At 74.2% G+C, this 16,916-nt stretch carries 13 protein-coding genes; 8 read left to right on the top strand and 5 right to left on the bottom strand.

All coding sequences use genetic code 11. The annotated features are described in order from the left end of the window. Window positions 1-123 precede the first annotated feature (123 nt). On the top strand, window positions 124-531 hold the full coding sequence (locus CP982_RS38850; protein ID WP_150514788.1) for a hypothetical protein: 408 nt from the start codon (window positions 124-126) through the stop codon (window positions 529-531). Between the two features lie 72 nt (window positions 532-603). Here the strand turns inward: CP982_RS38850 and CP982_RS38845 are convergent, their stop codons facing one another. Continuing rightward, on the bottom strand, window positions 604-1,182 hold the full coding sequence (locus tag CP982_RS38845; protein WP_150514787.1) for a hypothetical protein: 579 nt from the start codon (window positions 1,180-1,182) through the stop codon (window positions 604-606). 265 nt (window positions 1,183-1,447) lie between these two features. Between CP982_RS38845 and CP982_RS38840 the strand changes: the two genes are divergently transcribed. Both CP982_RS38840 and CP982_RS38835 read left to right on the top strand, forming a co-directional pair. Then, window positions 1,448-3,127: an AfsR/SARP family transcriptional regulator gene (locus tag CP982_RS38840; protein WP_150514786.1), complete on the top strand. Its 1,680-nt coding sequence runs from the start codon at window positions 1,448-1,450 to the stop codon at window positions 3,125-3,127. Window positions 3,128-3,229: 102 nt separating this feature from the next. Further along, window positions 3,230-5,644, top strand: coding sequence for a penicillin acylase family protein (locus tag CP982_RS38835; RefSeq protein ID WP_150514785.1), 2,415 nt, complete (start codon window positions 3,230-3,232; stop codon window positions 5,642-5,644). Window positions 5,645-5,687: 43 nt separating this feature from the next. Here CP982_RS38835 and CP982_RS38830 read toward each other — a convergent pair whose 3' ends face one another. Together CP982_RS38830 and CP982_RS38825 are read right to left on the bottom strand one after the other, a co-directional pair. Beyond that, window positions 5,688-7,244 carry an acyl-CoA synthetase gene (locus CP982_RS38830; protein WP_150514784.1) on the bottom strand — a complete coding sequence of 519 codons (1,557 nt, stop codon included), beginning with the start codon at window positions 7,242-7,244 and terminating at the stop codon, window positions 5,688-5,690. A 92-nt stretch (window positions 7,245-7,336) separates the two neighbouring features. Next, on the bottom strand, window positions 7,337-8,440 hold the full coding sequence (locus CP982_RS38825) for an NAD(P)H-dependent flavin oxidoreductase (RefSeq protein ID WP_150514783.1): 1,104 nt from the start codon (window positions 8,438-8,440) through the stop codon (window positions 7,337-7,339). A 194-nt stretch (window positions 8,441-8,634) separates the two neighbouring features. Between CP982_RS38825 and CP982_RS38820 the strand changes: the two genes are divergently transcribed. Further along, the gene (locus CP982_RS38820) at window positions 8,635-9,867 is read left to right on the top strand and encodes an FAD-dependent oxidoreductase (RefSeq protein WP_150514782.1); all 1,233 of its coding nucleotides are present in this window, start codon (window positions 8,635-8,637) and stop codon (window positions 9,865-9,867) included. A gap of 88 nt (window positions 9,868-9,955) precedes the next feature. On the opposite strand, the gene CP982_RS38815 is transcribed toward CP982_RS38820, so the two are convergent. Then, window positions 9,956-11,062, bottom strand: a complete 1,107-nt coding sequence (locus tag CP982_RS38815) for a YihY/virulence factor BrkB family protein (RefSeq protein WP_150514781.1) — start codon at window positions 11,060-11,062, stop codon at window positions 9,956-9,958. Between the two features lie 135 nt (window positions 11,063-11,197). Between CP982_RS38815 and CP982_RS38810 the strand changes: the two genes are divergently transcribed. The 3 genes from CP982_RS38810 to CP982_RS38800 are packed head-to-tail and all read left to right on the top strand — an operon-like array spanning window position 11,198 to window position 12,713. Beyond that, window positions 11,198-11,815 (top strand): hypothetical protein, encoded by a 618-nt coding sequence (locus CP982_RS38810; RefSeq protein WP_150514780.1) that lies wholly within the window; start codon window positions 11,198-11,200, stop codon window positions 11,813-11,815. 2 nt (window positions 11,816-11,817) lie between these two features. Next, the gene (locus CP982_RS38805) at window positions 11,818-12,234 is read left to right on the top strand and encodes a phage holin family protein (protein WP_170316591.1); all 417 of its coding nucleotides are present in this window, start codon (window positions 11,818-11,820) and stop codon (window positions 12,232-12,234) included. Beyond that, entirely contained in the window at window positions 12,210-12,713 is a 504-nt protein-coding gene (locus CP982_RS38800; protein WP_150514778.1) for a DUF3618 domain-containing protein, read from the top strand. Before CP982_RS38805 ends, CP982_RS38800 begins: the two co-directional genes overlap by 25 nt. Window positions 12,714-12,800: 87 nt before the next feature. Here the strand turns inward: CP982_RS38800 and CP982_RS38795 are convergent, their stop codons facing one another. Continuing rightward, window positions 12,801-15,359, bottom strand: a complete 2,559-nt coding sequence (locus CP982_RS38795) for a PA14 domain-containing protein (protein WP_150515950.1) — start codon at window positions 15,357-15,359, stop codon at window positions 12,801-12,803. A gap of 373 nt (window positions 15,360-15,732) precedes the next feature. Here CP982_RS38795 and CP982_RS38790 point away from each other — a divergent pair, with 373 nt between their 5' ends. Beyond that, window positions 15,733-16,899: a S1 family peptidase gene (locus CP982_RS38790; protein WP_372503493.1), complete on the top strand. Its 1,167-nt coding sequence runs from the start codon at window positions 15,733-15,735 to the stop codon at window positions 16,897-16,899. Window positions 16,900-16,916 lie beyond the last annotated feature (17 nt).

Here is a 16,916-nt window from a genome sequence, read left to right as displayed (position 1 = left end):
GCATTGTTTCCATTGTCTCAGAAACTCTGGGACAGTGTCGGGAGGGGACGCCCCGTCAGCCCTGTCCGTCCCGCCCCGTCCCCTCGTCGTGCCCGCGCGGCACTTCGCCCCGAGGGAGTCTCCGTGTCCATCGTCGTCGCCGTGCTCCTGGGGTGCACCGCCCTGGCCGCCGCGGTCTGCGCGCGCATCGCGTTCCGCCTGGCCCTGGGGGACGGGTCCGGCCGCGCCAGGGCCTGGGGTGCGGCCGGGGCCGCCGCCATGGCCGTGATCACGGATGTGTGCACGGCCGCCGCCGCCCTGGAGCTGGGCGACGGGCGCCCCGGCGTCTCCCGCGTCGCGGTCACGGTCGTCACCGTCGCCCTCGCGCTCTTCCTCGGGTTCATCGCGTACGACGTCACAGGACCGGCGCCCGCGCCCGCCGCGGGACCGCCCGCCGCCGCGCTGAGCAGGCCGAAGCGACTCGCCTCCGCGGCCACCGCGTTCACCAGTACGTTCATCGTGCTCGCCCTCGTGCTGCCACTGCTCGACTGACCCATGGCGCCGGGCCGTCGCTCCCCGGCGCGCCGGGGAGCGTGCGGGGAAGGGACCCTACAGCAGGGCTGCCTACGGAAGGTCCGCGCGGAACTTCTTCGTCAGGTCCGCTCCCCGGATCACACCGCCCGAGTGGTACTTGAGGCCCCAGGCGTCGATCACCGAGCCGTCGCCGAACATGCAGCCGGGGACCACCTTCTCCGGGCTCGTCTCGCCCTTCTTGGCCCAGCCGCCGCCGTCCGTCGCCTTGGGGCCGTACATGGCCGTGCCGTTGAGGGCCTTGCAGTAGCCGATGGACGGGTTGCCGGGGTGGCCGCCCGGGTCGGCGGGCTTGTGGACGTAGGCGAGGGCGGCGAGCGTCGGCTTCGTCGCAGCGAGCGTGTCCGCCGCGACGGTGAGCTTCGAACCGTCGTCCGCGGTGAAGACGCACATCTCCCGCTCACCGCCCAGACGCACGATCTGCGTACCGGTCTTGGTGTAGTACGGAACCTGGACCTGCGGCTTGCCTCCCTTCTTCGCGCACCACTCGGCGGCCGGTGACCGGTGGTGGGCGGAGGACCGCGCGGCGGATCCTTCGGCGGCACTGGCCGCCACGGCGCTGCCCGACAGCAGCAACAGGACACTCATGGCGAGGGCTTGAGAACGCTTCATGTTTCTCCTCCGCAAGGAATCGAACGAGCACTCAAAGAGATCGGAAGACTCACGGGCCCCAGGGGCTCCCGGGATTCGCAGGACATCTTCCGGAGTGGAGTTCCCGCAGGTCAACGCGGAAGCGGAAGCAATCGACAACCTTGGCGACAACGTCGCGAACCCTCGCCACGGCCGCCCGTGACGTGCCGCGATGAACAGCGAGATCCGGCCAGTAATTCACGGGTAACAGGCGTGGTCGCGCCCCTGGCTGGAGAGACTGCACCCCATGGGCTCGCCAGCACGCGTGTACGACAGCGGGAGCGGCGCCCGCGAGGCCGGCGGTGCGGCCGGTGCGGGCACCGGCCCGCTGCATCTGTATCTGCTCGGCGGCTTCCGGGCCGAGCGGCCCCACGGCGTGCCGCCCGCCGGGCGCTGGCCGCGCCCCGGCGCCCGCACCCTGGTGAAGCTCCTGGCACTCGCCCCGGGCCACCAACTGCACCGTGAGCACGTCATGGCCTCCTGCTGGCCCCATGCCGAGCTGGGCGCCGCGCTGCGCAACCTGCGCGTCGCCCTGCACACCGCCCGCCACGCCCTGGAGCCCGAGCTCAGGCCCCGGGCCGTCTCCTCCTACGTCGTCACCGACGGGCCACTGCTGCGCCTTGTGCCCGGAGCGGTGCTCGTGGACGCGGACCGCGTCGAGACGCTGGCCGAAAACGCCTTGTCGCAAGGTGGTGTGCCGGAACTGGCCGCCGCGTTCGAGGCGTTCACCGGTGAGCTGCTCCCGGAGGACCGCTACGCCGCCTGGGCCGATGCCCGGCGCACCCGCCTGGCCGACCTCCGCGCCACGACGGGATGCGCGCTAGCCGAGCGTCACCTCGCCGACGGCGATCCGGCACGCGCGGCGGCGGTGGCCCGGCGCGTCCTCGATCAGGCCTCCGGCGATGAGCGGGCCCGCCACCTCCTCATGGACGCCTCCCGGCGCCAGGGCCCCCGACGGCCGCGAGCACCACTGCCCGACGCGCGCGAGGACACCGGCCTTGAAGCCGCGCGCGTCCGCCTCGACTGGGCGCTCACCCTGGACCGCGCGGGCCGCTACGACGAGGCCATCGACGTACTGCGCCAGGCCCTGGCCGCGTACGCGCCGCGCGGCCACGCCGACGCCCGCGCCCTCGCCGCGGCCCGCCTCGCGGAGGTCCTCGCCCGGCGCCACCGCCCGGCCGAGGCGCACGCGAGCCTGCGTGCGCACGCGCCGGGCCCCGCCGCCCCCGTCGAGGTCGGGGCCGCGCACCACATGGCGTGGTCGATGGTCCTCTTCTACGAGGGCGCCTACGAGGCGGGGCTCGAAGCGGCGCGCACGGCCCAGGCCGCGCTCCGCACTCCCCCGCCGCCGGCGAGCGCGAGCCACGCCGTGCCGTCACCGCACGCCGCGCTCCTGGCCCGCTCCCTCGCCCAGCAGGCCGTCTGCAACGGCCTGCTGGGACGCTTCGACGAGGCGGCCGCCCCGGCCGAGCGGGCCCTCGGCGCCGCCGAGGCATCCGGTGACCCGGCGCTGCTCGCCAACGTCCTGTCCGTCCTGCGGGAGAACGCGCGCCGCGCGGGCGACCTCGCGCAGGCCCTGCGCCACGGCCGTCGCGCCCTCACCCTGGCCGAGCAGGCGGGCCGCCCCACGGCCACCGCGTTCGAACGGGCGAACCTCGCCGAACTCCATCTGACCCTGGGCGAGTCGGCCGAGGCGGAGCGCCTGGCCCGGGCCGCGGCCGAACTGGCGGAGCCCTTCGGCGGCACCGTCCTGGCCTTCGCCCTCACCGCCCTGGCCCGCGTCCGCACCGCCGCCGACCCGGCCGGGGCCGCCGCCCTGCTCGACCGCGCCGAGCGCTGCGCCCGCGAGGGCGGCCACCGCCAGGCGCTCGACGAGGTGCGCGCCGCCCGCGCGGAGTGGGCCGCGCACGGCCGCTCCCCCGGCTGACGCGAGCCCCCGCGCCGATCGGCCGCCGACGCCCTCCGGACAAGCGACATACCGGTTGGTACGCTCCAACGGCCACTGCTCTCACAGTAGTTGGGAGGCACGATGCGCATACGTATCAGACCCGCCGTAGCCCTGAGCACGGCGCTGCTCACCGCCTCGGCCCTGCTGCCGGCCACGGCGGTAGCCGCGCCCGGCGCCAACGAACGGCCCTCGGGCGGCGGCCTGTCCGCCACCATCCGCTACACCGAGTACGGAGTCCCGCACGTCCTGGCCGATGACTACGCGAGCCTCGGCTTCGGCACCGCCTGGGCCCAGGCCGCCGACCAGGTGTGCGTGCTCGCCCAGAGCTTCACCACCGTACGCGGCGAGCGCTCGCGGTACTTCGGCCCCGACGGCGACCCCGGCGGCGGCCTGTCGTCGGCGACCACGAACCTCACGAGCGACCTGTACTTCCGGGGCGTACGGCAGGCGGGCACGGTGGAGAAGCTCCTGGACCAGCCCGCGCCGCGCGGCCCGAGCCACGCCGCGAAGGAACTGATGCGGGGCTTCGCCGCGGGCTACAACGCGTGGCTGCGGCAGCACCGCGTCACGGACCCGGCGTGCGCGAAGGCCGACTGGGTGCGCCCGGCGACAGCTCTGGACGCGGCCCGCCTCGGCCACGCCGTGTCGGTCCTCGGCGGCCAGGGCCGGGTCGTCGACGGCATCACCGGGGCGCGCCCGCCGGGCCCCGGCGAGAGCCGCCGCGCACCCGACCCGCGCGGGACCGCACAGGCGGCGCGCCGGATGCTCGCGCCCGGGGCCGAGGGCGCCGACATGGGCTCCAACGCCGTGGCCTTCAGCGGGAGGACCACCGCGGGCGGGCGCGGCCTGCTGCTCGGCAACCCCCACTACCCGTGGCAGGGCAGCCGCCGCTTCGCGCAGGTCCAGCAGACCATCCCGGGCGAGCTGAACGTCTCGGGCGCGGCCCTGCTGGGCACTCCCGTCGTCAACATCGGCTTCACCAGCCATGTGGCGTGGAGCCACACCGTCGCGACGGGCGTCCCGTTCAACGTGCACGAGCTGACGCTCGACCCCGCCGATCCGACCGCGTATCTCGTCGACGGCGCGCGGGAGCGGATGACGCGGCGGACGGTGACCGTGCCGGTGCGGGACGGCGCCCCGGTGACCCGCACCCAGTGGTGGACGCGCTACGGCCCGGTCGTCACCTCGCTCGGCTCCCAGCTGCCCCTGCCCTGGACGGCCAGGACCGCGTACGCCCTCAACGACCCCAATGCCGCGCAGCTGCGCGCCGCTGACGCCGATCTGCGCTTGGGCAGGGCCCGTTCGGTCAAGGGCGTCCTGCGCGCGCTGCGCGACACCCAGGGGCTGCCCTGGGTCAACACCGTCGCCGCGGACCGCGCGGGGCACTCGCTCCTCACCCAGTCGCAGGTCCTGCCCCGCATCACCGACGACCTCGCGGCGCGCTGCTCGACCCCGCTCGGCAAGCTGACGTATCCGGCGGCGGGCGTGGCCGTCCTGGACGGCTCCCGGGGCGACTGCGCGCTCGGCTCGGACAAGGACGCCCTGCAGCCCGGCACGTTCGGCCCGTCACGCATGCCCACCCTCAAGGACGCGCCGTACGCGGAGAACTCCAACGACAGCGCCTGGCTCTCCAACGCGGAGCGACCCCTCACCGGCTACGAGCGGATCTTCGGCACCATCGGCACCGAGCGGTCGATGCGTACGCGCGGCGCCGTCGAGGACGTCTCCGCGCTCGCCCGGCGCGGCGGCCTGACGGTCGGGGACCTCCAGCGGCAGCAGTTCGCGAACCGCGCGCCCGCCGGTGACCTGGCCGCCGCCGACGCCGCGCGCGCCTGCGCGGCCCTGCCCTCGGGGTCGGCGACGGGCAGCGACGGCAAGGCCGTCGACGTGCGCGAGGCCTGTGCCGTGCTGGGGGCGTGGGACCGCACCATGGACACCGGCTCGCGCGGCGCGCTGCTCTTCGACCGGTTCTGGCGCGCGCTCCGCGCCGAGGTGCCGGGCGCGCAGCTGTGGAAGGTGCCGTTCAGCGCGTCCGATCCGGTGCGTACGCCGCGTTCCCTCAACACGGACGCGCCCGGTTTCGCCACCGCGCTGGCCGACGCGGTGGCGGAGCTGCGCGCCGCGGGCATTCCGCTCGACGCCCGGCTCGGTGACCACCAGTTCGTCGTACGGAACGGCAAGCGCCTGCCGGTCCACGGCGGTACGGAGTCCCTGGGCGTCTGGAACAAGATCGAGGGGCGCTGGAACCCGGCGGGCGGCGGCTACACGGAGGTCGGCAGCGGCTCCAGCCACGTCCAGGCCGTCGGCTGGGACGCCTCCCGCTGCCCGCGGGCCCGCACGCTCCTGACGTACTCCCAGTCGGCGGACCCGCGCTCACCGCACTACAGCGACCAGACGCGGCTGTACTCATCGGAGCGCTGGGTGACGTCGCGGTTCTGCGAGCGGGACATCCTCAAGGCGCCCGGCCTGAAGGTGGTGAAGGTGCGCGAGCGCTGAGGCCCACCACCGGCCCGGGCGGGCCGCGCTGGAGGGCGGGGCCTCAGACCGCCTTCTCCCGGCCCGCCCAGTAGGGCTCGCGGAGCCGCCGCTTGTAGAGCTTGCCGTTCGGGTCGCGGGGCATCGCCGCGATGAAGTCGACGCTCTTCGGCCGCTTGTAGCCCGCCAGGTGGCGCTCGCAGTGGCGCAGGATGTCCGCGGCGAGCGCGTCGCCCGCCGGGTGCCCTGGCGCGGGCTCGACGACGGCCTTCACCTCCTCGCCCCAGTCGTCGTGCGGGATGCCGAACGCGGCGGCGTCCGCGACCGCGGGATGGGCGAGCAGGGCGGACTCGATCTCGGCGGGGTAGATGTTGACGCCGCCCGAGATGATCATGTCGATCTTGCGGTCGCGGAGGTAGAGGTAGCCGTCCTCGTCCAGGTGGCCGAGGTCGCCGACGGTGAAGAAGTCGCCGATGCGGTTCTTGCGCGTCTTCGCCTCGTCCTTGTGGTATGAGAATCCGCCGGTGGTCATCTTCATGTAGACGGTGCCGAGTTCGCCGGGCGGCACCCGGCCGCCGTCGTCGTCGAAGACCGCGAGTTCGCTGATGGGCCAGGCCTTGCCGACGGTGCCGGGCTTCTTCAGCCAGTCCCGTGCGGTCGCGAAGGCGCCGCCGCCCTCGCTGGCCGCGTAGTACTCCTCGACGCACTCCCCCCACCAGTCGATCATCGCCCGCTTCACGTGCTCGGGGCAGGGCGCGGCCCCGTGGATGGCGTGCCGCATCGACGACACGTCGTACGCGGCCCTCGTCGCCGCGGGCAGGGCGAGCAGGCGGTGGAACTGGGTCGGGACCATGTGTGTGTGCGTGCACCGGTGGCGGTCGATCAGGCGCAGCATCTCTTCGGGTGTCCACCTGTCCATGAGGACCAGGGGGTGTCCGATGTGCAGGGCGGCGCCCGCGAATTGCAGGACGGCGGTGTGGTAGAGCGGGGAGCACACCAGGTGCACGTTGCCGTCGAAGGGCTTGATGCCGAAGATGCCGAGGAAGCCGCCGAGGTAGGCCTCCTCGGGGGGCTTGCCGGGCAGCGGGCGGCGGATGCCGCGCGGCCGTCCCGTCGTGCCGGAGGTGTAGTTCATGACCCAGCCGAGCGTCCGGTCATCGGGCACCGCTTCGGGCTGCCCCGCGAGGAGTGCGGCGTACGGGTCGAAGCCGGGGACGTCGCCGACGGCGTAGCGGCGCTCGACGGGGAGCCGGGCCTCGTCGGCGGCGGCCGTCGCCGCGTCGGCGAACCGCTCGTGGGCGATGAGCACCTTGGCGCCGGAGTCGGCGACGATCCAGGCGATCTCCGGGCCGACGAGGTGGTGGTTGACGGGGACGAGGTAGAGGCCCGCCTGCGAGGCGGCGAGGTACGCGGTGAGGAACTCGACGCCGTTCGGCAGGACGACGGCGAACGCGTCACCGCGCTCCAGGCCGGCCGCGCGCAGCCCGTGCACGAGCTGGTTGACGGCGGCGTGCAGACGGCCCGCGGTCCAGAGGGCCCCGTCGGGCGCGGTGACGACGGTCCGGTCCGGGTCGGCGGTCGCCTGGGCCCAGAAGCCGTTGGGCGGGGCACTGGTGGTCATCGAGCTGCCTCCTCGGGCGAGTTCGGGCCGGGTGGTCAGGGCCGTCCGGCGCGATCCGGTTCGTCCGGCGTGGTCAGGGCCGTCCGGTGGGGTCAGGGCCGTCCGGCGATGCGGTTGAGGCGGGCGACGGCACGCTCGAATCCGCTGGTCAGATCGTCGAAGACGGCTTGGACGCCGCGCTCGGAGGTCATGCGGCCGACGATCTGCCCGACGGGCGTGCCGAGCAGGGGCTCCACCTCGTGCTTCTGGATCCGCGAGACGGCCTCGGCGACGAGCAGCCCCTGGAGCGGCATGGGCAGCGTGCCGGGACCCGCCGGGTCGTCCCAGGCGTCGGTCCACGCAGTACGCAGCTGACGCGCGGGCTTGCCGGTGAGCGCGCGGGAGCGGACGGTGTCGCCGGAGCCCGCGGCGAGCAGCTTGCGCGTGAGGGCCGGGGAGTGCAGGTCCGCCTCGGTCGTGGTGAGCCAGACGGAGCCCAGCCACACGCCCTGGGCGCCGAGGGCGAGGGCGGCGGCGACCTGTTCGCCGCTGCCGATGCCGCCCGCGGCGAGCACGGGCAACGGCCCGACGGCGTCGACGACTTCGGGCGTGAGGACCATGGAGGCGATCTCGCCGGTGTGGCCGCCCGCCTCGTAGCCCTGGGCCACCACGATGTCGATGCCGCCCTCGGCGTGCTTGCGCGCATGCCGGGCGCTGCCCGCGAGCGCGGCGACGAGGACGCCGCGCTCGTGGGCGCGTGCCACGACGTCCGCGGGCGGTGAGCCGAGCGCGTTGGCGAGCAGCTTGATCGGGTAGTCGAAGGCGACGTCGAGCTGACCGCGGGCGACCTGCTCCATCCAGCCGGTGATGCGCCAGCCCGCCGCCTCGCCCTCGGCGAGTTCGGGGACGCCGTGCCGGGCCAGGGTGTCCTTGACGAACTGCCGGTGGCCTTCGGGGATCATCGCCTCGACGTCGGCCTCGCTGACGCCCTCGACCTTCTTCGCGGGCATCACCACGTCGAGGCCGTAGGGCAGGCCGTCCACGTGGTCCTGCATCCAGTCGAGGTCGCGCGCGAGGTCGTCGGGCGCCGTGTAGCGCACCGCGCCGAGCACGCCGAAGCCCCCAGCCCTGCTGATGGCGGCGGCCACCGCGGGGAACGGCGTGAAGCCGAAGACGGCGTGCTCGACTCCCAGTCGCTTGCTCAGCTCCGTCTGCATGGGCGCAGGATGCCGCAGGCGCGCAGACGACGGAAGAGACTTTCTGATGCAACGTCAGATTCTCCTCCGCGCCCGACGCCTCACCGGCCGAGCGCATCACTGACCGATCGGTCAGACATCTGACCGATCGGTTAGAGTGCTGCGCGGGCGGCGCCCGGCGAGACGAGGCGCCCCGGGAGGGACGAGGTGTCGACATGGAACGCGAGCGCACGACGTGCTGTGTGGTGGGCGGCGGGCCCGCGGGCATGATGCTCGGCCTGCTGCTCGCCAGGGCCGGTGTCGAGGTGACCGTCCTGGAGAAGCACGGGGACTTCCTGCGCGACTTCCGCGGGGACACCGTGCACCCCTCCACGCTGCGGCTGCTCGACGAGCTCGGCCTCGGCGAGCGCTTCGCCGGGCTGCCCGCGCGAAGACTCCAGGAGATGCGCATGCGCATCGACGGCACGACGGTCGTCGCGGGCAGCCTGCGCCGCGTCCCCGGCCGCCACAAGTACATCGCGATGGTGCCGCAGTGGGACTTCCTCGACCTGCTCGCGGGCGCGGCCGCCGAGGAGCCCTCCTTCACCCTGCGGATGCGGACGGCGGTCACGGGCCTGCGCACGGGCCCCGGCGGCCGGGTCACCGGCGTGACGTACGTGGACGAGCGCGGCGTCCCCGGCGAGCTGGCCGCCGACCTCACCGTCGCCTGCGACGGCCGCGACTCACGGGTGCGCCGCGAGGCCGGGCTCACGCCCGACTACTTCGACGTCCCCATCGACGTGTGGCAGGTACGGGTGCCCGCGCCGCGCGACGCGGTCAAGGACGGCCGGGTGTTCCTCAGCATCCGCGACGGCCAGGTCGCCGCCACCATGGACCGCGGCGACTACTACCAGACGTCCTACCTCATCGAGAAGGGCGCGGACGCGCGGCTGCGGGCCCACGGCATCGAGTGGTTCCGCGACCGGCTGGGCGACCTGCTCGACTGGGACCGCGAGGCGCTGCGCGGGATCGGGTCCTGGGACGACGTGAAGCTGTTGGAGGTCACGATGGGACGGCTGCGCCGCTGGTACCGCGACGGACTCCTGTGCATCGGGGACGCGGCCCACATCATGTCGCCGGTCGGCGGCGTCGGCGTCAACCTCGCGGTGCAGGACGCGGTGGCGGCGGCGCGCTTCCTCGCCGCCCCGCTGCGCCGTGGCGACGTCGGCGTACGGGACCTGGAGCGGGTGCAGAAGCGGCGCCGGCTGCCCACGGCGGTGACGCACGCGTCCCAGCGGGGCGAGCACGAGACGCTGCTGCGGCCCGCCCTGGCGGGAACCCTCCGCGGCGATCGCCTTCCGCTGCCGCTCAAGCTGCTCCAGAAGGTCCCTCCACTGCGGACGGTCACCGGCTATCTGGGCGGGGTGGGCGTGCGGCCGGAGCGCGCCCCGGGATTCGCCCGGCGCTGACCGGCCGACCGCACACAGGGCTCCGCTCCGCTCGCACCGGGGGCCGCACCTCGGAATCAGCGACTCCGCATGCTGGCGGGAACCGTCCTTACCGGACCGCTCCCCCGCTGCCGCCGCTCTTGCGCAGCCGCTTGCGCAGCTCGCGCGGCCACTTGCGGGTGTCGCGCGGCTCCACGTACGGCTCCTGCGTCTCGGGCATGCCGCCGCTGATCGCTCGCTGGCGGGCCAGCTCGGCGTCGAATTCCAGGCCGAGGAGCACGGCCAGGTTCGTGAGCCACAGCCAGACGAGGAAGACGATGACGCCCGCGAGCGTGCCGTACGTCTTGTTGTACGAGCCGAAGTTGGCCACGTACACGGCGAACCCGGCGGAGGCGATCAGCCACAGGACGACGGCCACGGCGCTGCCGGGGCTGATCCAGCGGAACCCGGAGGTGCGGGCGTTGGGCGCGCGCCAGAACAGCAGGGCGATCATCACGACCACCAGGACGAAGAGCACCGGCCACTTCGCGATCGACCACGCGGTGACCGCCACGTCGCCCGCGCCGATGGCGTCACCGGCCCGTTCGGCGAGCGGGCCCGTGAACACCACGATCGTCGCGCTGACGGCGAGCAGCACCATCAGGACCAGCGTGAGGCCGAGCCGCAGCGGGGTCAGCTTCCACACGGGGCGGCCCTCGGCCACGTCGTAGACGGCGTTGGCCGCGCGGATGAAGGCGGCTACGTAGCCGGAGGCGGACCAGACCGCCGCCGCGAGCCCCGCGACGGCCACCAATCCGCTGACTCCGCCCCGGTCCTGCAACTGCCGTACGGCGTCCGTCAACAGGTCGCGCACCGCGCCCGGCGCCAGGTCGTCCAGGTTGTCGAGCACGGTGCGCGTGGCCGACTCGCCGATCACCCCGAGGACGGAGACCAGGACGAGCAGCGCCGGGAAGAGGGACAGCACGCTGTAGTACGTCAGGGCGGCGGCGCGGTCGGGCAGGTCGTCGTCGAGGAACTCCTTCACGGTGCGGCGAAGCACCGCCCACCAGGACCGGGCGGGCAAGTCGCTCGGCTCGTCCGGGGCGGCCCGCTCGACCTCCCGGCCGGGGCCGGCGGCGGGCTCCGCCGCAGGCTCGGGGGCCTGTTGGTCATCGTGCTGCCGCGCGTCCGTCGGCCCGCCGTGCCGCCGGTCCACTCGTTCGTCGCCGTCTGCCATACGGGCACGGGTGACCCGATCGCTCCGCGCCAATCCGGGGTGCGCCGTCGCGTGTCGCGCACGGACGGTGTTCCGATCAGCGCCCCGGGTACCCGGCGCCGCGTCCGACACCAGCACCCTGCCCGAGGAGGCACCATGGATCGGAGCGACAGGCCCCACGAGACCGGCCGGGACCGAGCGACGGGGCACAGCGCCGCGGACGCCGCCCGCGAAGGCGCGGCCGACGTGCTGCACGAGTCCGCCGCCCAGGGCCGCGACCTGTACGAGCGGATGCGCGAGCAGGCCGTGGACGAGGCCGAGGCCCAGCTGCGGCGCCTGGCGGCCACCATCCGCGACGTGTCGACGGACCTGCGGCACATGGGCGACAGCGCCAAGCCGGACTCTCCCGCGGCGTCCCTGGTACGGCAGGCGGCGGGCGGCGGCCACCGCGTCGCCGACCGCATCGAGCACCGCGGCGCCGCCGACCTGCTCGACGACGTACGGCACTTCGCGCGGCGCCGCCCGGGGCTCTTCCTCATCGGTGCGGCCCTCGCCGGGTTCGCGGCCTCGCGTGTCGGCCGGGGCACCGCCGCGGCCGAGCCCGCCACGGCGGACGAGCCAGGACGTGAGGTGCCCGCCACGGCCTACACGCCCGATCCGGCCCTGGCTCCGGGCGAGGGGCCGCCGCCCATGCCGCGCCTCGGCACGTCCGGCACGGCGGCGCCGGAGCCCCCCGGCCCGACCCCTCCGCCACCGCCCGGCCGGGGGTGGTGACCGTGCGGGCACCCCACACCGCTCACGGCCACGACCGCGACCGCGAGGCATCCGTCGGCGCGCTCGTCGGCGAGGTGACGCACGACCTCACCCGGCTCGTGCGCACCGAGGTCGAGCTGGCCAAGGCCGAGCTGAAGGAGCAGGGCAGGCCGGCGGGGCAGGCGGCGGGCCTGTACGGGGGCTCCGGATACGCCACAGGGCTCGCCCTCGCCCTCGCCAGCCTCGCGGCGGTCTTCGGCCTCGACCACGTCATGGACCGCGCGTGGGCCGCCCTGATCGTCGCCGCCGTCTGGGCGGTGGTCGGCGCGGTGCTCTACGCCACCGGCCGCCGCCGCATGCGTTCCGTGCGACTGACCCCCGAACGCTCACTGGACTCGTTGAAGGAGGACGCCAAATGGGCTCGACACCCGACCGGTTGAGGCAGGAGACCGAGGACACCCGCGCACATCTGTCCGACAGCGTGGACCGCCTCGCCGAGCGGCTCAGCCCGCCCCGCGTGGCCCGCCGTCGTGCGAGCGCCGTGCGCGCCCGCGCGACGACCGCGAGGGACCGGGTCATGGGCACCGCCCAGGCCACCGCCAGGCAGACCGGCGACACCGCGGGGCAGGCGCGCGCCCAGGCCCAGGGCAGCCCGCTGGCGGCCGGGGCGATCGCCTTCGGCGCGGGCCTGCTCGTCGGCGCGCTCTTCCCGCCGACCGACGCCGAGACCCGCGTCGGCCAACGCGTGCGCGACCACGCCGACGATGTCGTCGGCCCCGTGCGGGAGACCGCCCGGGAGGCGACCCGCGAGGCCGGGGCCAAGCTGCGCGAACCGGCCCGCGAGGCCGCGTCGTCGGTCAAGGACACGGCTCAGGAGGCGGCACGCTCGACCGGCCGGGAGGCCCGCACGTCCGAGTGACGTCCCGGTCGCCGCGGTCCGCGAGTCGCCGCGGTCCGCGATGAGCACGGCTGATCCCGCGCTCGCGGCGCACGCTCGGTCGGTCGGTCAGGGCGCGGAGCACGGCAGTGTGCCGTCCTGGGCGCCCTCGATCAGTCGCTCGTGGGCGGTTCTGATGCGCTCGGCGTCGCCTTTGAGGACCTTGCGGTCGTACGTCAGCAGGCCGTTCAACTCGCCCTCCACATCGGCGATCTGGGTGTAGACGGCGCCGTTTCCGCCCTCGCAGGCGAGGGCGCGGACCTCGGCGAGACGGGCCAGGTAGTCGTCGGTGTACGTCGCCGGGTCGACGTCGACGTACGACATCTGGACCGACCAGGCGTGCCCGGGGACCGCGAGCCCCAGTCCGCCGTACTCACCGCTGACGAGGGCCCGCCTGCCGTCGGGGGCGGGCAGGGCGGGGGCGGGGTAGCCGTGCTCGTCGAGGATGTCACCGGCGCCGCCGTCGGTGCCCAGGTTGACGCCCGACATGTTGTTGACCAGGCGGGTGGGGTCCCAGCGCTTGACCTGCTCCGCGACGCGCGCCACGTCGTACTGGCCCCAGCCCTCGTTGAAGGGCACCCACATGACCACGGAGGGGCTGCTCGCGTGCTCGTCGACCATCTCCTTCAGCTCGCGCTCGAACCGGGCCCGGGCGGCACCGTCGGGCACCGCCCCCGCGGTCATCGCGGGCATGTCCTGCCATACGAGCAGGCCCAGCCTGTCCGCCCAGTAGAACCACCGGTCCGGCTCCACCTTGATGTGCTTGCGCACCGAGTTGTAGCCGAGCCTCTTGTGCGCCCGCAGGTCGTAGGCCAGGGCCTCGTCGGTCGGCGCGGTGTGCAGCCCGTCCGGCCAGAAGCCCTGGTCGAGGGTGGCCATCAGATAGACGGGGCTGCCGTTGAGCAGAGTGCGCGGAGTGCCGCCGGTCTTCTCCACGGCGATGGAGCGCATGCCGAAGTAGCTGCCGACGCGGTCGCCGCCGACCGTGACCTTCAGGTCGTAGAGGAACGGGTCGTCCGGTGACCAGAGGCGGGGCCCGCCGATCTCCAGAGCGAGCGGGGTGCCCGTCCAGCCGGTCGCCGTCGCGACCTTCCTGCCGTCCGCGTAGGCGGTGGCCGTGACCGGTACGCCGGCCCGTACGCCCTTCGCCTCCACGACGGCCCGGCTCCCGGGGACATCGGGGGTGATCTTGAGCGATTCGACGTGGTCGGCGGCCACCGGCTCCATCCAGACGGTCTGCCAGATGCCGGACGAAGGGGTGTACCAGATGCCGCTCGGGTCCAGGCGCTGCTTGCCGAGGGGCGGGTTCTCGCCGCCCTCGGCGTCCGTCGGGTCGTACACGCCGACGATCAGCTCCTGGGTGCCGCCGGGCTTGAGCGCGTCGGTGACGTCCGCGCTGAACTTGTCGTAGCCGCCCCGGTGTTCGGCGACCTCGCTGCCGTTCACGTACACCCGCGCCTGCCAGTCCACGGCGCCGAAGTTCAGCCGCAGGCGCCGGCCGTCGCCGATGCGCCAGCCCTCCGGGACGGTGAACGTACGCCGGTACCACATGCGGTCCTCGTGCCGCTGTACGCCCGAGAGCTGGGACTCGACCGGGTACGGCACCCGAATGCGCTCGGCGAGGTCCTTGCCGACCGGCGGGGCGTCGCCCGCGGCGGCCGCGGCGAACTGCCACCGGCCGTTGAGGTTGCGCCACTCGGTCCGGGTGAGCTGCGGGCGCGGGTACGCGCGCCACCCTTTGCCCGCCTCGGCGTCGCCCGCCCAGGGCGTGCGCAGTTCGTACCGGGAACGGTTGACGCCGCCGCTGAGGAACGCGTCGACCTCGTCGCCGCCGACGGCGGCGAGACCGCCCCGGCCGTCGTAGCGCACGTCCACGGTGCCGCGCGCGGTGCCGTCCTTGTTGCCGACGACCGGCTCCTTGAGCCGGACGAGCAGGACGCTGGGGTCGGCCTCGTCGAGCGCTGCGGTGGCCAAGGGCCACGTGGCGCCGCCGATGACGGCCTCGATGTGTCCGGGGAGCGTGCCGGGCGGCGGCGCCAGCCGCTGCGGGAAGTCGAGGGCGAGGGTGCGGCCGTCGGCCCGCACGGTGGCGTCGGTGGCACCGTCGTAGTGCCAGCCGTCGGGCGGCCGGAACGCGCTGCGCGGCACGGCGGTCTTCTCACCGTCCGGGGGGATCCAGCGCAGGCGCAGATGCGAGCCCCCGTAGTGTTCGAAGTACTCGACCTTGATGTCGTGGGACGTGCCCGCGCTGAGCTCCACGGGCCGGGAGTTCTGTTCCCTGTCCCAGTCGTCGACCCAGTGGTCGATGACGAGTTCACCGTCGATCCACAGCCGGAAGCCGTTGTCCCCGACCATGGAGAAGGTCGTGGGTCCGCTCCTTTCGGGCACCAGCTTCCCGGTCCAGCGGACGGTGGCATCGTCGTTGCGGCCGGTGGCGGCGGCCAGCCGGGGTTCGAGGGTGGCGAAGTCGATGGCCGGGTCGAAGACGGTGGCCTTGAGCTCGTGGAAGTCGAAGGCTCCCGGGGCGGACTGGGTGTAGTACTCGCCCTTGAGTCCATGGCTCGTCGGTGGATCCCCTGCGGCCGTGGCCGCGGGCGTCGCCGTGAGTCCGGCGGCGCCCAATGCCATGGCCACCAGCAGGACCAGCCCGCGTCCGAGCCCGGTGAACTGTCGCAGTCGCACGGATCCTCCTTGGCTGCTGAGGAAGGCGGCGGCCCGGGGGCCGCGAGGGGGGAACGGCCGTGCACGGCGTTGCGAGGTGGTCCGGTTGTCCGTAGGTACCAGAGCACACCTCTGATGCGAGAGCCAGGCCCGTGGAAGAAGTGACCGCGCGCCCGGGCCGAAGCGGGCACGGATCCGGGCGAGAGCGGGCACAGAACGGCGTCCGCCCGGTCTGGACTTGGCATCGCGGCTTCCCTACCCTCGGCCCCAGCCGCAATGAGAGCGCTCTCAGCAACCCCGGTTCCACCCCCACCTCGTTGGAACGACGAAAGGGTCCCCTGTGAGACGCAAGACGGGAGTACGTCTGGCTCTGTCCGCCCTGCTGGTGATGGCGACCTGTGGCGGCACCGGCCTCGCCACGGCCGCCACCGCCACGGCCACGACCACGGCCACGCCCGGGTCCTCCGAGGCACCCGCGTCCGCCGCGCTCCTCGACGCGATGGAGCGCGACTTCGGCCTGTCGCCGAGCGCGGCGCGTGACCGGCTCGCCGCCGAGCGGCGCGCCGTCGGGGTCGAGCGCGCCGCGCGCGAGGCGGCCGGCGCCGCCTACGCCGGGTCCTGGTTCGACGCCGGACGCGACCGCCTGACCGTGGCCGTGACCCGGCCGCGGGCGGCCGAGGAGGTGCGCCGCGCGGGGGCCGCCGTCCGGCTCGTCGAGCACAGCGCCGCGCGCCTCGACGCCGCGAAGGCACGCGTGGACCGCATCGAAGCGCCCTCAGGTGTGGCGGGTTGGCGTGTCGACCCGCGGGCCAACCGCGTCGTGGTCTCCGTCGTCGCGCGGCACGCGTCCGACAAGGACGTCGAGGCCTTCGTGCGCCGTGCCCGCGCCACCGCTCCCGTGCGGGTCGCGACGGTCGCCGACGCACCGCGCACCTTCGCCGCCGGGACCGTCGGCGGCGACCCCTACTACACCGGCAACGTCCGCTGTTCCATCGGCTTCTCCGTGCACGGCGGCTTCGTCACGGCCGGACACTGCGGACGCGCGGGCGCGGCCGTACGCGGCTGGGACGGCTCCGACATGGGCACCTTCCGGGGCTCCTCCTTCCCCGGTGACGACTACGCCTACGTCTCCATCGGCCACGGCTGGTGGACCGTGCCGGTCGTGCTCGGCTGGGGCACCATCCCCGACCGGCTCGTGCGCGGCTCCACCGAGATGCCGGTCGGCACGTCCATCTGCCGCTCCGGCTCCACCACGCACTGGCACTGCGGCCAGGTCCTGGCCAAGAACGAGACGGTGAACTACTCCGACGGCACCGTCGTGCACCAGCTGACCAAGACCAGCGTCTGCGCCGAACCCGGCGACTCCGGCGGCTCGTTCATCAGCGGCGACCAGGCACAGGGCGTCACGTCGGGCGGCTGGGGCAACTGCCGCAGCGGCGGCGAGACGTGGTACCAGCCGGTGAACGAGATCCTCTCGCGCTACGGCCTGACCCTGCACGTCACCTGACGGCCGGCGAGCAGGCC

The sequence above is a fragment of the Streptomyces spectabilis genome (assembly GCF_008704795.1).
GTDB lineage: Bacteria > Actinomycetota > Actinomycetes > Streptomycetales > Streptomycetaceae > Streptomyces > Streptomyces spectabilis.
Note: the sequence above shows the minus strand (reverse complement) of the source record. Positions and strands in the feature narration are given on the sequence as shown.